The 12,592-nt window shown below is 73.1% G+C and carries 13 protein-coding genes and 2 pseudogenes; 7 read left to right on the top strand and 8 right to left on the bottom strand.

Features of this window, described 5'->3' with window-relative positions:
• Nucleotides 1-10 precede the first annotated feature (10 nt).
• The 4 genes and pseudogenes from purL to KRR39_RS22040 all read right to left on the bottom strand — a co-directional run bounded on the left by purL (nucleotide 11) and on the right by KRR39_RS22040 (nucleotide 4,903).
• The gene (purL, locus tag KRR39_RS22055) at nucleotides 11-2,293 is read right to left on the bottom strand and encodes a phosphoribosylformylglycinamidine synthase subunit PurL (RefSeq protein ID WP_216939512.1); all 2,283 of its coding nucleotides are present in this window, start codon (nucleotides 2,291-2,293) and stop codon (nucleotides 11-13) included.
• A gap of 90 nt (nucleotides 2,294-2,383) precedes the next feature.
• Complete coding sequence (locus tag KRR39_RS25325; RefSeq protein WP_302053605.1) at nucleotides 2,384-3,001, bottom strand: EAL domain-containing protein; 618 nt, start codon at nucleotides 2,999-3,001, stop codon at nucleotides 2,384-2,386.
• 19 nt (nucleotides 3,002-3,020) lie between these two features.
• Nucleotides 3,021-3,728, bottom strand: a pseudogene (locus KRR39_RS26395) (diguanylate cyclase domain-containing protein); the annotation flags it as partial.
• Nucleotides 3,725-4,903, bottom strand: coding sequence for a PAS domain-containing protein (locus KRR39_RS22040; protein ID WP_216939510.1), 1,179 nt, complete (start codon nucleotides 4,901-4,903; stop codon nucleotides 3,725-3,727). The gene KRR39_RS22040 and the pseudogene KRR39_RS26395, both read right to left, overlap by 4 nt.
• Nucleotides 4,904-5,178: 275 nt before the next feature.
• On the opposite strand from KRR39_RS22040, the gene KRR39_RS22035 reads away from it, so the two are divergent.
• Together KRR39_RS22035 and KRR39_RS22030 are read left to right on the top strand one after the other, a co-directional pair.
• Entirely contained in the window at nucleotides 5,179-6,213 is a 1,035-nt protein-coding gene (locus KRR39_RS22035) for a PQQ-dependent sugar dehydrogenase (RefSeq protein ID WP_216939509.1), read from the top strand.
• 55 nt (nucleotides 6,214-6,268) lie between these two features.
• Nucleotides 6,269-7,279: an LLM class flavin-dependent oxidoreductase gene (locus KRR39_RS22030; protein WP_254185345.1), complete on the top strand. Its 1,011-nt coding sequence runs from the start codon at nucleotides 6,269-6,271 to the stop codon at nucleotides 7,277-7,279.
• A gap of 28 nt (nucleotides 7,280-7,307) precedes the next feature.
• On the opposite strand, the gene purQ is transcribed toward KRR39_RS22030, so the two are convergent.
• Entirely contained in the window at nucleotides 7,308-7,973 is a 666-nt protein-coding gene (purQ, locus tag KRR39_RS22025; RefSeq protein WP_216939508.1) for a phosphoribosylformylglycinamidine synthase subunit PurQ, read from the bottom strand.
• On the bottom strand, nucleotides 7,970-8,212 hold the full coding sequence (gene purS, locus KRR39_RS22020; protein ID WP_216939507.1) for a phosphoribosylformylglycinamidine synthase subunit PurS: 243 nt from the start codon (nucleotides 8,210-8,212) through the stop codon (nucleotides 7,970-7,972). Before purS ends, purQ begins: the two co-directional genes overlap by 4 nt.
• Before the next feature lie 93 nt (nucleotides 8,213-8,305).
• On the opposite strand from purS, the gene KRR39_RS22015 reads away from it, so the two are divergent.
• The 5 genes from KRR39_RS22015 to KRR39_RS21995 all read left to right on the top strand — a co-directional run bounded on the left by KRR39_RS22015 (nucleotide 8,306) and on the right by KRR39_RS21995 (nucleotide 11,447).
• On the top strand, nucleotides 8,306-8,941 hold the full coding sequence (locus KRR39_RS22015) for a hypothetical protein (RefSeq protein WP_216939506.1): 636 nt from the start codon (nucleotides 8,306-8,308) through the stop codon (nucleotides 8,939-8,941).
• 36 nt (nucleotides 8,942-8,977) lie between these two features.
• Entirely contained in the window at nucleotides 8,978-9,178 is a 201-nt protein-coding gene (locus KRR39_RS22010) for a hypothetical protein (protein WP_216939505.1), read from the top strand.
• Nucleotides 9,179-9,248: 70 nt separating this feature from the next.
• Nucleotides 9,249-10,244 (top strand): hypothetical protein, encoded by a 996-nt coding sequence (locus tag KRR39_RS22005; RefSeq protein ID WP_216939504.1) that lies wholly within the window; start codon nucleotides 9,249-9,251, stop codon nucleotides 10,242-10,244.
• Entirely contained in the window at nucleotides 10,241-10,987 is a 747-nt protein-coding gene (locus tag KRR39_RS22000) for a hypothetical protein (protein ID WP_216939503.1), read from the top strand. Before KRR39_RS22005 ends, KRR39_RS22000 begins: the two co-directional genes overlap by 4 nt.
• Before the next feature lie 52 nt (nucleotides 10,988-11,039).
• Nucleotides 11,040-11,447 carry a hypothetical protein gene (locus KRR39_RS21995; protein ID WP_216939502.1) on the top strand — a complete coding sequence of 136 codons (408 nt, stop codon included), beginning with the start codon at nucleotides 11,040-11,042 and terminating at the stop codon, nucleotides 11,445-11,447.
• A gap of 9 nt (nucleotides 11,448-11,456) precedes the next feature.
• Here the strand turns inward: KRR39_RS21995 and KRR39_RS25320 are convergent, their stop codons facing one another.
• A complete protein-coding gene (locus tag KRR39_RS25320; RefSeq protein WP_302053524.1) occupies nucleotides 11,457-12,182 on the bottom strand; it encodes a S8 family serine peptidase in 726 nt (241 codons plus the stop codon).
• Nucleotides 12,169-12,504 (bottom strand): annotated as a pseudogene (locus tag KRR39_RS26390) (S8 family serine peptidase); the annotation flags it as partial. The gene KRR39_RS25320 and the pseudogene KRR39_RS26390, both read right to left, overlap by 14 nt.
• Between the last annotated feature and the right edge of the window lie 88 nt (nucleotides 12,505-12,592).

Here is a 12,592-nt window from a genome sequence, read left to right as displayed (position 1 = left end):
GGCCGGGCGGTCAGCCGAGGGCGTCGGGGAGGGTCGCGGTCCAGGCGGCGCGGACCTCGGCCAGCGGCAGCGTGAACTGGCCCTGGACGTCGAGGACGGCGTCGGGACCCGAGCCGTCGGTGACCCCGATCCGTGCGTGCGGGAAGCCCCGGGCCGCGCACATGTCGGTGAACCGGACCTCCTCCGAGCGCGGCACGGCCACGATCACCCGGCCGGCCGACTCGCTGAACAGCGAGACGAAGGCGTCGACGCCGTCCGGCAGCCAGACCCGGGCACCGATGTCGTTGCGCAGGCAGGACTCGACCAGCGCCTGGGCGAGCCCGCCGTCGGACAGGTCGTGGGCGGCGTCCACCAGGCCGTCGCGCGAGGCGTTCACCAGGATGTCGGCGAGCTCCTTCTCGGCGGCCAGGTCGACCCGCGGCGGCAGGCCGCCGAGGTGGGCGTGCACGACGTGCGCCCACTCCGAGCCGGACAGCTCGTCGGCGGTGGCGCCGAGCAGGTAGATCTGCTGGCCCTCCTCGACGAAGCCGGACGGGGTACGACGCGCCACGTCGTCGATCACGCCCAGGACGGCGACGACCGGCGTGGGCAGGATCGCGGTCTGTCCGGTCTGGTTGTAGAGGCTGACGTTGCCGCCGGTCACCGGGATGCCGAGCGTCTGGCAGCCGTCGGCGAGCCCCCGCGTGGCCTCGGCGAACTGCCACATCACGTCGGGGTCCTCGGGCGACCCGAAGTTCAGGCAGTCGCTGATCGCCAGCGGGCGCGCGCCGGACGTGGCCACGTTGCGGTAGGCCTCGGCGAGGGCGAGCTGCGCACCGGCGTACGGGTCGAGCATGGCGAAGCGGCCGTTGGCGTCGGTGGAGACCGCCACGCCGAGGCCGGACTCGGCGTCGACGCGCACCATCCCGGAGTCCTCGGGCTGGGCCAGCACGGTGTTGCCCTGCACGTAGCGGTCGTACTGGTCGGTGATCCAGGACTTGTCGCACAGGTTCGGCGAGGCGACCATCGCCAGCACCGTGGCGCGCAGCTCGTCGCCGGTCGAGGGCCGGGCCAGCGCCGCGGCGGTGTCGTCCTGCAGCCGGTCCTGCCACTCCGGGCGGGCGTAGGGCCGGTGGTAGGTCGGGCCGTCGTGCGCCACCGACCGCGGGGGTACGTCGACGACGGTCTCGCCGTGCCACTCGATGGTCAGCCGGCTCGACTCGTCGACCTCGCCGACGACCGTGGCCTCCACGTCCCACTTCTCGCAGATCTCCAGGAAGCGCGCGACGTTCGCCGGCTCGACGACCGCCATCATCCGCTCCTGGGACTCCGACATCAGGATCTCCTCGGGGGCCAGCGTGGAGTCCCGCAGCGGCACGCGGTCCAGCCACACGTGCATCCCGCCGTCGCCGGCGGACGCGAGCTCCGAGGTAGCGCAGGACAGGCCCGCACCGCCGAGGTCCTGGATGCCGACGACGAGCTCCTCGGCGAAGATCTCCAGGGTGCACTCGATCAGCAGCTTCTCCTGGAACGGGTCGCCGACCTGCACGCTGGGCCGCTTCGCCGGTCCGGTCGACTCGAACGTCTCCGACGCGAGCACGGACACGCCGCCGATGCCGTCGCCGCCGGTGCGGGCGCCGTAGAGGATCACCTGGTTGCCGGCGCCGGACGCCTTGGCGAGGTGGATCTGCTCGTGCCGCATGACGCCCACGCAGAGCGCGTTGACCAGCGGGTTCCCGGCGTACGTCGCGTCGAAGACCGCCTCGCCGCCGATGTTCGGCAGCCCGAGGCAGTTGCCGTAGCCGCCGACGCCGGCCACGATCCCGGGCAGCACCCGGTGGGTGTCGGGGGCGTCGAGCGGCCCGAAGCGCAGCGGGTCCATCACGGCGACCGGCCGGGCGCCCATCGCGAGGATGTCGCGGACGATGCCGCCGACCCCGGTGGCCGCGCCCTGGTAGGGCTCGACGTAGGACGGGTGGTTGTGCGACTCGATCTTGAAGGTCACGGCGTAGCCGTCCCCGATGTCGACGACGCCGGCGTTCTCGCCGATGCCGACCATCAGGTGCTCGCGCATCTCGTCGGTGACCTTCTCGCCGAACTGCTTGAGGTGCACCTTGGAGGACTTGTAGGAGCAGTGCTCGCTCCACATCACCGAGTACATCGCCAGCTCCGAGGACGTCGGGCGGCGGCCGAGGATCTCCCGGATCTCGGTGTACTCGTCGGGCTTGAGGCCGAGGTCGGACCAGGGCTGCTCGTGGTCGGGAGTCGTGGTGGCCGTCTCGACGGTGTCGAGGTGCGGACGAAGCTCGGTCAACGCGGGAGGCTCCAGATCGGATGGCTGGTGCGGGAGGTCGGCGCGCTCAATCTACCGGTGCCGGGCTCGCCGGGACCGCCTACCTCCCGGTCAGCGCCGGAAGATGGTCGCGGAGCGCAGCAGGGCCAGGGCGGCCTCGGCCTGGACGGGGCGCGAGAACAGGAAGCCCTGGACGCGCTCGCATCCGAGCGCTGCGAGGATGTCCGCCTGCTCCACGGTCTCAACCCCCTCGGCGACCACGTCCAGGTCAAAGGCCGCGGCCAGCCGCAGGACCGCCTCCACGACCGCGCGGTCCTGGACCCCGTCGGCGAGCCGGGACACGAAGCTGCGATCGATCTTCACCACGTCGAAGGGATAGCCGCCGAGCCGCGACAGGGACGAGTGGCCGGTGCCGAAGTCGTCGAGCGAGAGCTGCACCCCCAGGTCCCGGATCTTCCGGAGGGCCTGGCTCACCTCGGCGTCCGAACCACCGAGCCCGCTCTCGGTCACCTCCAGGCACAGCCGGTCGGCGGGGACCCGGGTGGTCCTCAGGACCTCGCCCACGAGGCCTGGCAGGTGCGGGTCGGCGAGCTGCTGGGGCGACAGGTTCACACTCACCACGGGCACGGCGTCGGGGCCGAGCTCGTGCCGCCACGCGGCGAGGTCGGCGCACACCCGGGACAGCACGAAGTGTCCCAACCGGTCGATCAGGCCGGTCTCCTCGGCCAGGGGGGATGAACTCGGCCGGGGAGATCGCGCCCAGGACCGGGTGCTGCCAGCGGGCGAGCGCCTCGAAGCCGGTGACGGCCCCGGTGCCGAGGACGACCACGGGCTGGTAGGCCACGTCGAGTCCGCCCTCCTCCAGGGTGCGGTCGAGGTCGGCGGTCAGGTCGAGGCGGGCAATGGCCGCGTCGTGCATGCTGTCGACGTACACCCGGTGGCAGGCGCCCCCGTCGCGCTTCGCGGTGTACATCGCCAGGTCCGCGTTGCGCACCAGGTCGAGGGCCGGGGTGACGTCGTCGGTCAGGGCGATCCCGATGCTCGCCCGGATCGACAGCCGGCGCCCCTCGAGGTCGACGGGGCGCGCGAGGCGTTCGATGATGCGGTCGGCGACGGCGCGTGCGCCGTTCGCGTCCCGTGCGTCCCGCAGCAGGACGGCGAACTCGTCGCCTCCGAGCCGGGCCGCGACATCGCCCGCGCCGACGCAGTCCGCAACGCGCTCGGCCAGGGCGACGAGGACGGCGTCACCCGCGACGTGGCCGAGACCGTCGTTGACGGTCTTGAAGTCGTCGATGTCGATGAGGATCAGGGCGTGGCCTGCGGCGACCCCGTCGGCGTCCCCGACCGCAAGACCCGACAGCTGGTCCATGAACCGGTAGCGGTTGGCCAGTCCGGTGAGGGCGTCGGTGTGGGCCTGGTGCCTGAGCTCAGTCTCCAGCTTGCGGTAGTCGGTCACGTCCCGGAAGCTCCAGACCCGTCCGACCGGCACGTCGTCGAGCAGCTGCGGCTGGCTGTACCTCTGGAACACGCGCCCATCCGCGAAGACGAGCTCCTCGTCGCTGCACAGCTCAGGATGGGCGTAGAGCCGGCGCACCTCGCGCATGAAGTCCTCCGGATCCCGCAGCTGAGCCTTGACGAAGCACAGCATCGCGTCGTCGTCACCGGCCTGCACGAGCTCCGGGGGGGGATGTTCCACATGCGGCTGAACGTGCGGTTGAAGTCGGCGATCCGGCCGGCGCCGTCGACGACCAGGATGCCGTCGGCGGTCGACTCCAACGTGGCCTCCAGGAGCGAGTAGGACCGGGCCTCGCGCTGCTCCTGACGGGAGCGGCCCACCGCCAGGGCCGCGATGCGGCCGGCCCACCCGACCGCCGGCGCCCCGCTCTCGCTCCGAAGGTCCGGCCCGGCCGGCAGCCCGAGCAGGACAAGGTGTCCCAGCGGCACCCCGTCGAGGTCCGCGAACGCCAGCCGCTCGGTGGCGGCCGTCGGGGCGAGGTACGTCGCGCCGGCGACGTAGGTGCGGACGTCGCGGTCGTGACCGTCGTCGACGGGGTCCACCACCACCGCACAGCCCTGGGCTCCCGTCACCCGGAGCACCGAGTCCGCCAGGGCCTGCAGGGTGGCCGCGAGGGTCCCGCCGCGGGCGATGTGCTCCATCAGCGCGGCCTGCTCGGCCAGCAGCAGCTCGGTGCGCTTGCGGGCGGTGATGTCGAACAGCAGGCCGTGCTGCACCGAGCCGTGGCCGGGCTCGTGCAGCACCGTGATGTCGTCGAGCACCCAGACCACGCGACCGTCGCGGGCGATCAGGCGGTACTCCGCGTAGGACCGGCGTACCTCCGGTGCGTGGGCCGCCTCTTCGTCGGCCAGGACCCAGTCCCGGTCCTCGGGGTGCAGCAGGCGGGCCCAGAGCCCGGGGTCGTCGACGAACTCCTGCGGGCCGTAGCCCAAGATGGCCTCGATCTGCGGGCTGGCGTAGAGCCAGGCCCCGTCGGCACCGGTGCATGCGGTGTAGACGGCCGCCGGCACCTGCTGGGCGACGTCCGCGGGGATCGTGGAGGGGGTCGCGGGTTCGTCCGCCTCGACAGCCGGGCGCCCGGGACCGTCGAAGGGCAGCGCCGTCGCGGAGCTCATGGCGTGCTCCCCTCGGGCGACCGGTGTCGCGTCGTGCCTCCCGTGATTGGCGCGCGGCCGGGCCGCGACGTGCCAGAACCCGCGAGCGTTCGGTCCATCCCCACCAGGCTAGGGGCACAAGCGGCGGAACGCGGCTAAATCGGTCAGATTCCCCCGGTGCCGGCTCCGGGCGACCCCAGGCTGGACCGGACCGGGGAGAACCCGGTGGATCGGGTCGGGGGTCAAGCGCTGGTGGGCGGTGGCTACGGTGAGCACAACGCGCTCGGAGGCCCCCCGTGGAACGTCGTACCGTCCTGAAGGCGGGCCTCGTGGCGCCCGCTGCGGTCACCGGCTCGGCGCTTGCCGCCGCACCGGCCGACGCCCGTCCCCGCCTCGGCGGCACGCTGGCCACCGGCCTGGACTACCCCTGGGGCCTCGACTTCCTGCCCGGCGGCGGTGCGCTGGTCAGCGAGCGGAACAGCGGCCGGGTGCTGCACGTCCGGCCCGGCGGCGGGGCCACGGTGGCGGGCGTGGTGCCCGACGTCCACAACGACGGCGGCGAGGGCGGCCTGATGGGGGTGGCGGTCTCCCCGACGTTCAGCCGCGACCGGTGGGTGTACTTCTTCCTCACCACCCCGAGCGACAACCGCATCGTCCGGATCCGGTACGTCGACGGGCGGCTGTCCGGCGCGCCGCACCCGATCCTGACCGGCATCCCGAGCGACTCCACGCACAACGGCGGCGGTCTCTGGTTCACGAGCTACCCCAGCCTGTTCGCGACCACCGGCGACACCCGCAACAGCGCCCTGGCCCAGAACAAGGGGTCCCTGGCCGGCAAGGTGCTGCGGCTGAAGCCGGACGGGACGGCGCAGCGGGGCAACCCGTTCGGCAACCGGGTCTACTCCTTCGGCCACCGCAACGTCGAGGGCATCACCGTCGACGCGAGCGGCCGGCTCTGGGCCAGCGAGCTGGGCGAGAACACCTGGGACGAGCTCAACCGGATCCTCCCGGGCCGCAACTACGGCTGGCCGCGGGTCGAGGGCACCGACCGGGCCGGCGGGTTCCGCGACCCGCTCGTGCAGTGGCACCCCGCGGACTGCTCGCCCAGCGGCGTCACGACGCTGCACGGCCGGGCCTGGGTGGGCGCGCTGCGCGGGGAGTGCCTCTGGTCGGTCGACATCGACGGTCGCGGGCTGCGCCGCAAGACCCGCTACTTCCACGGGACGTTCGGCCGGATCCGCAACGTCAAGCGGGCGCCCGACGGGTCGCTGTGGCTGACCACCAGCAACGGCGGCGGCACCGACAAGGTCCTGCGCGTCACCTTCGGCTGAGCCGGCGGGCCGGGTCCCGGGAATCCGCGGGCGCCCGGCGGCGTTCGCAGTACACGTGACCCCGTTGCCGACGACCGTCCCGCTGTCCGTGCTCGACCTCTCGCCGATCCCGTCCGGGCGGCCCGCTTCGGCGGCGCTGCACGAGACCGTCGCGCTGGCCCGGGCCGCCGAGTCCTTCGGCTACCAGCGCTACTGGCTGGCCGAGCACCACAACATCGGCAGCGTGGCGAGCAGCGCGCCGATGGTGATGATCGCGACGGTGGCCGCGGCGACCCGGACGATCCGCGTCGGCAGCGGCGGCATCATGCTGCCGAACCACGCTCCGCTCGCGGTGGCCGAGTCGTTCCGGGTCCTCGAGGGCCTGCACCCCGGCCGGATCGACCTGGGCCTGGGCCGGGCCCCCGGGACCGACCAGCTCACCGCCTACGCGCTGCGGCGCGGCCGCGTCGAGTCCGAGGAGTTCCCCCAGCAACTGTCCGAGCTGCTCGCCTACGTCGACGGCTTCCCCGACGACCATCCCTTCGCCCCGCTGCGCGCGATCCCGGACGACGTACCGCTGCCGCCGTTGTGGATCCTCGGCTCGTCGCTGTACGGCGGCCACGCGGCTGCCGCGTTCGGCACCGGGTTCGCGTTCGCGGGCCACTTCGGGTCGGCCGACCCGGCCGAGGCGGTGGCGGGCTACCGGGAGCGCTTCGAGCCGTCCACCCGGCTGGCCGAGCCGCGGGCGATCCTCGGGGTGGCCGCGATCGCCGCGGAGACCGAGGAGCGGGCCGAGGCGCTCGCCCGGGCCAACGACCTCTCGATGGTGCGGCTGATGCAGAACCGCCCCGGCCCGCTGCCCACCCCCGAGGAGGCGGCCGCCCACGACTGGAGCGAGCAGGAGCTCCAGCTCGCCGCCCAGCGCCGGCGGTTCATGTCGGTCGGCACGCCCGGCCAGGTCCGCGACGACCTGGAGCGCCGGCGCACCTACGCGGACGCCGACGAGCTCGTCATCACCACGCAGATCCACGACGCGGCGGAGCGCGCCCTGTCCTACGAGCTGATCGCGAAGGCCTACTCCGCCTGACCCAAGGTGGCAGCCGCCACCGACAGCGTCAGCCGACGAGCTGCTCGAGGAGCCGGAAGAACCCGAGTCCGTCGACGCCGGAGCCGAAGCCCTCCTCGACCGCGTGCTCGGGGTGCGGCATCAGCCCGACGACGTTGCCGCGGGCGTTGGTGATGCCGGCGATGCCGCGCATCGAGCCGTTGGGGTCCGCGCCCAGGTAGCGGGCCACGACCCGGCCCTCGGCCTCCAGCTCGTCGAGCGTCGGCTCGGAGGCGACGTAGCAGCCCTCGCCGTTCTTCAGCGGCACGACGATCTCCTGGCCCGCGGTGAACGACGCGGTCCAGGGCGTGCCGGTGTTCTCGATGCGCAGCCTCTGGTCGCGGCAGATGAACTTCATCGCCTGGTTGCGGACCAGCGCCCCGGGCAGCAGGTGGGACTCGCAGAGGATCTGGAAGCCGTTGCAGATGCCGAGCACGGGCAGCCCGCCCTCCGCGCCGGCGACGATCTCCGTCATCAGCGGGGAGAACCGGGAGATCGCCCCGCACCGCAGGTAGTCGCCGTAGGAGAAGCCGCCCGGGAGCACGACCGCGTCGACCTGCTGCAGGTCGTGGTCACGGTGCCAGAGGGTGACCACGTCGTGGCCGGCGAGCCGGACCGCGCGCTGGGCGTCGACGTCGTCGAGGGAGCCCGGGAAGGTGACCACGCCGACCTTCACGAGACGTGCACCTCGAAGTCCTCGATGACCGGGTTGGACAGCAACTTCTCGGCGATCTCGTGCAGCTGGGCCAGCCGCTCCTCGGTGACCTCGCCGTCCACCTCGAGCTCGAAGCGCTTGCCCTGACGCACCTCTCTGACCCCCTCGAAGCCGAGCCGCGGCAGGGCGCCCTGCACCGCCTTGCCCTGCGGGTCGAGGATCTCCGGCTTGAGCATGACGTCGACGACGACTCGGGCCACGGTTACTCCTGGGTGGGGGGGAACGACTCGGGTCAGTCTAGGGCGGGTCCTCCCGACGTTTCGCGGCACGTCCGCGAGGAGAGCATGGCGGGCGTGGACCTCCTCCCGATGGCAGCCGCGGCGCTCGGCGTGCTCGTCGCCCTCGGCCTGCTCGCCCGGTCGCTCCGGCGGGACCGCCCACGCGACCCGGGAGCCGACGCGCGCCAGGTCCTCGAGCGTCCCGGCGGGGGCCGCGGGGCCCGCGTCGTGCAACGTGCCGACGGGTCGGTCGTCGACCTGGCGTCGCTGCCCGACGTACCCCGGCCGGCCGCACCCCGCCGCGGCGTCGCCGGCGCCGTCGTGGCGTGCGTCGCCCTCACGCTGCTCAGCGGTGTGGTGCCCGTCTGGATGTACGTCGATCACCACGACGTCCCCGCCGGCACCCGGGTGCTGCCGGCCACCGTCGTCGACCGGAGCTCCGCCTCGCGCACCCGCACGACGCGCAACACCGGTTCGGTGCTGACCTTCCGGCTGGCCGACGGCCGCACCGGCAGCTTCTACGCCGAGCCGCAGCTGTTCGGTCCCGGCCCGGGCGACCGCGTCGACGTCTACCGGCAGGACGGAGGCTGGGAGTCACCGTCCAGGACGTCGCCGGGCTACCTGGCCGCTGGACTGGTCTGCCTCGTGCTGTGGCCGGCGATCACCGTGGGCTACCTCCGCTCGCTCCGGCGCGCCCGCGCTCTCCGCTGACGTTTCACCGGCCGCCCGGTCGGGAAGGTCTCACCCATGGGAACCTGGATCTTCGTCGCTGTCGTGCTCGTCGTGTGCCTCGGCGCCGCCCTGGTCGCCTACCTCAAGCGCGACCGGTCCAAGGACTGGGAGACCGAGGAGCAGCGCCAGAAGGCGCAGCTCGGCGACCGCCTCGAGCGCCGCTACCAGAAGGAGCAGGCCGAGCGCGACGCCCTGCCGCCCACCCACGAGTCCTGACGCCGTCAGGTTTCACGCGCGGCTGCGCCGGGAAGACTGCCCGCGGTAGACGTCACGGGGGAGTTCAACCATGGTTCAGTTCCACGTCGATCCGGACAGCCTGACCGCCGCGGCGGAGGTGGGCAGACGACAGCACGACCACGTCGCAGCGGTGTCCGACTACGTCGACAGCGCGTGCTCGCGCTTCGACGCCTTCCGCGGGGTGCTGAACATCTTCGAGGGCAACTACCGGGATACGGTGCACAACGCCCAGCAAGGCATGCGGACCTCGAAGAAGGTCGCCGACACCGTCGCCGAGACCTTCACCGCCTGCAGGGACGACTACCTGGAGTCCGACCGCTCCTCCCACCGCGTGTTCGAGAAGCTCTTCGGCGACGAGATGGCGCTGCCGCCGTACGTCGCCCCGGGGAGCGGCGCCACCACGCCCGGGGGCCCGAGCTGTCCCGCCGGCGCCGTCCCGCCCGGCGAGGACGGGGAGCCGTTCGGGCTGGCCAAGCTGCCGCCCTGGATGAGCGAACCGGTCAACCGCGTCGCCCCCGGCGACCCGAGCACGCTGGCACCCGGCCTGTCACCACGCACCTACGCCAAGGACCAGGTCCTCGCCTACGTCCGCGACGCGCAGACCCGCCACGACTACCTGGAGTACCGCTCCCAGGGGATGACGCCCGCCGAGGCGCTCAGCCACGCCCAGCGTGACGTGGACTCGGTCGCCGACGGTCGGGTCTACGACTCCCTGCAGGACCGGCAGGCCGGCGCGTTCACCCGGGCCTACGACGACGCCATCGCCGGCGGCCGGACCCCGGCGGAGGCGACCCAGGCAGGTCACGAGGCGGCGAGCGACCAGCGCCAGGGCGACTCGGCCGACTACCACCACCGCCAGGACGTGCTCAGCACGGCCGGCACCTACAAGGGCGCCTACGACCAGGTCGCCGACGTGGTCGCGAACGTCGACGACGTGGTCGCGGGTGCCGAGCAGCTGCACGAGACCAACGAGGACCTCGGCGAGTACGACGACTACGAGGACCAGCCCGAGGACCGCAGCGCGCAGGACTGGGCGCGGCCATGACGATCTCGGAGACGTACGACGCGAGCTCCCCCGTCGGCGGCGGTCAGCCGGACGGCGGCATGGGCGAGTACATCGAGGGCCTCAAGGACCAGTGCGGCTTCCTGATCAGCTCCATCGACTGGGCCGTGGACCAGCTCACCGGCTGGAGCATGCTCGAGGCGCTCTTCGAGCCCATCGCCGGCGACTTCAACGCCCTGGCGTCGATGCAGAAGGCGTGGGGCAACGTCGGGTCGGCGGTCGGCGCGATCGCCGACAACTACGACGGCGTCGCCGACCAGCTCCCGTCCGTGTGGACCGGCCACGCCGCGCACGCGGCCGGCCGGCGGCTGCACGACATCGCGGACATGCACGACGGCCAGAAGGAGGCCTCGCAGCACATCCAGGACCAGCTGGGACACGTGCTCGAGGTCGCGCAGGCCACGGCGGAGGTGGTGGCCGCAGCGGTCAGCTTCGTCAACGACGTGATCCAGGAGCTCCTGCTGGACGCCGCCTCCGGGCCGCTCGGCTGGGCCAAGGGTGCGTTCAGCGCACCGGGCAAGGCCCGCAAGGTGATCAACCTGATCCACCGGGGCATCGAGGCGATCGAGAAGTTCACCCGCGCCGTCAAGGCGGTGGTGACCGTGCTCCGCTACGTCAACGTCGCGCTCAACGCCGCCGACACCGTGCTCGACTTCGGGAACGTCGTGGAGAGCACCCGGGCCGGCACCCACATGGACGACACCAGCCAGCACGGCTTCGGCTGACCCACCGGTCCGCGGTACGTCGATCCACCCACCAGCCAGGAGGCAGCAGCTCATGCCCGAGCAGGATCCGCGGCTCCGCGCCGCGCTGGAGAGCTCCCGTCGCGAGACCGCGGACGCCGTCTCGTCGCTCCGCTCGATGGCGGCGTCCATCCGTCAGGAGCACGAGAAGTTCAAGCAGGAGCGCGACAAGCGCCAGGAGGACCGCGTGAAGGCCGCGCGCGACGGCGAGCTGGGACGCGACGCCCAGCGCCTGCAGCAGCGCATCGACCTGCGCGAGACCACCTGGGAGGACGTCCTGTCCGGCCGCGACACGCACCCGAGCGCCGCCCGGGCCCGGCACGACCTGCAGCGGAACCTGCCGCTCATGGCCGCCCAGGCCCAGCAGGACCCGGACGTCGTCGAGGCGGACCTCGAGGCCCGGGCGGCGCAGGTCCGGCTGCGTGAGGAGATGGAGGGCTGACGCCTTCCCTCAGACCACGTCCGGGGTGCGGCGACGCCGGCCGCGCGTCGTACGACGCCCGAGCCTGACCCCACCCAGCCACGGGCGCACCACGAGCGCGAGGGCGCAGAGCCCGACCGCGGCGAGGCCCCACCACAGGGCCTGCTCGCGGGCGGGGGCGAGCGGGTCGCTGCGGGCGGCCAGCGGGGTCACCGGCGACGTCACCGCGGCCTGCTCCGGACCGGCGGCGGCACCGGGCAGCGGCGGGCCGGGCCGGTTCGGGTCGATCGACATGGTGAGCGCGGAGTAGGGCCGGATCTCGCCCCAGCCCTGCACGTCGTCCCGCTCGGAGAGCCGCGGCCGGTCGGCGGAGGCCATGATCCGGTAGGCGATCTGGTCCGCGGACTCCTTCGGGTAGCGCTCGCGGAGCTGGGCGGCGAGTCCGCTGACGAAGCCGGTCGCCCAGCTGGTGTAGGCGTGGTCCTGCCCGGCGATGCAGTCGCCGTTGGCGTGGAACGCGATCAGCACCTCGGAGCCCGGCGCGGACACGTCGTTCTGCGGCCCGTGGATCGACCAGTTGTCCACCTCGCCCACGCCGCTCGACGCGGCCACCCCGATCACGCCCCGGCCACCCGCGGGGTAGCGGACCTGGGCGAACGGGGCGTCCTGGTCCTGGTTCCCCCCCGGACGCGACGACGACCACGTCCTTGCGGTGCGCGAGGTCGAGCGCGGCCTTGAGCCGCGGCAGCGCGGCATCGCTGGGGCGGGTGCTCATCGACACGTTGACCACGTCGGCGCCGTGGCGGACCGCCCAGGCGATGCCGGCCGCCATCCGGCCGGTGTCGGGCGGGTACGCGACCGGCTGGGTCCCGGTGGAGTCCTCGTCCTGGAAGACCCGCACCGGCAGGATCTTGGCCTCGGGCGCCACCCCGATGAGGGCAGACCCGCGGACGTAGCGGGCCGCGATGATCCCGGCCACGCCCGTGCCGTGGCCGAGCAGGTCGTCGGTCGGGGCACCCGGCACGAACGAGGTGCCCGGCAGCACGGCCCGGCCGAGGTGGGCGTTCCCGGCGTCCACGCCCGAGTCGACCACCGCGACGGTGACGCCCTTGCCGGTGGCCAGGGCCCAGGACTGCGGGACGCTGAGGCTGCTGAGCGCGGCGGAC

The organism is Nocardioides panacis, assembly GCF_019039255.1.
GTDB lineage: Bacteria > Actinomycetota > Actinomycetes > Propionibacteriales > Nocardioidaceae > Nocardioides_B > Nocardioides_B panacis.
The sequence above is the reverse complement of the archived record's forward strand: the minus strand, read 5'-3'. Positions and strand labels throughout refer to the sequence as shown.

Bases quoted from the DNA above. Each gene is read 5' to 3' on its own strand.
- KRR39_RS22010 (WP_216939505.1), top strand. From the start codon at position 8,978: ATGGGAACCTGGATCTTCGTCGCTGTCGTGCTCGTCGTGTGCCTCGGC.
- KRR39_RS22000 (WP_216939503.1), top strand. From the start codon at position 10,241: ATGACGATCTCGGAGACGTACGACGCGAGCTCCCCCGTCGGCGGCGGT.
- KRR39_RS22005 (WP_216939504.1), top strand. From the start codon at position 9,249: ATGGTTCAGTTCCACGTCGATCCGGACAGCCTGACCGCCGCGGCGGAG.
- KRR39_RS25320 (WP_302053524.1), bottom strand. From the start codon at position 12,182: ATGCCGCGCTGCCGCGGCTCAAGGCCGCGCTCGACCTCGCGCACCGCA.
- KRR39_RS21995 (WP_216939502.1), top strand. From the start codon at position 11,040: ATGCCCGAGCAGGATCCGCGGCTCCGCGCCGCGCTGGAGAGCTCCCGT.
- KRR39_RS22040 (WP_216939510.1), bottom strand. From the start codon at position 4,903: ATGAGCTCCGCGACGGCGCTGCCCTTCGACGGTCCCGGGCGCCCGGCT.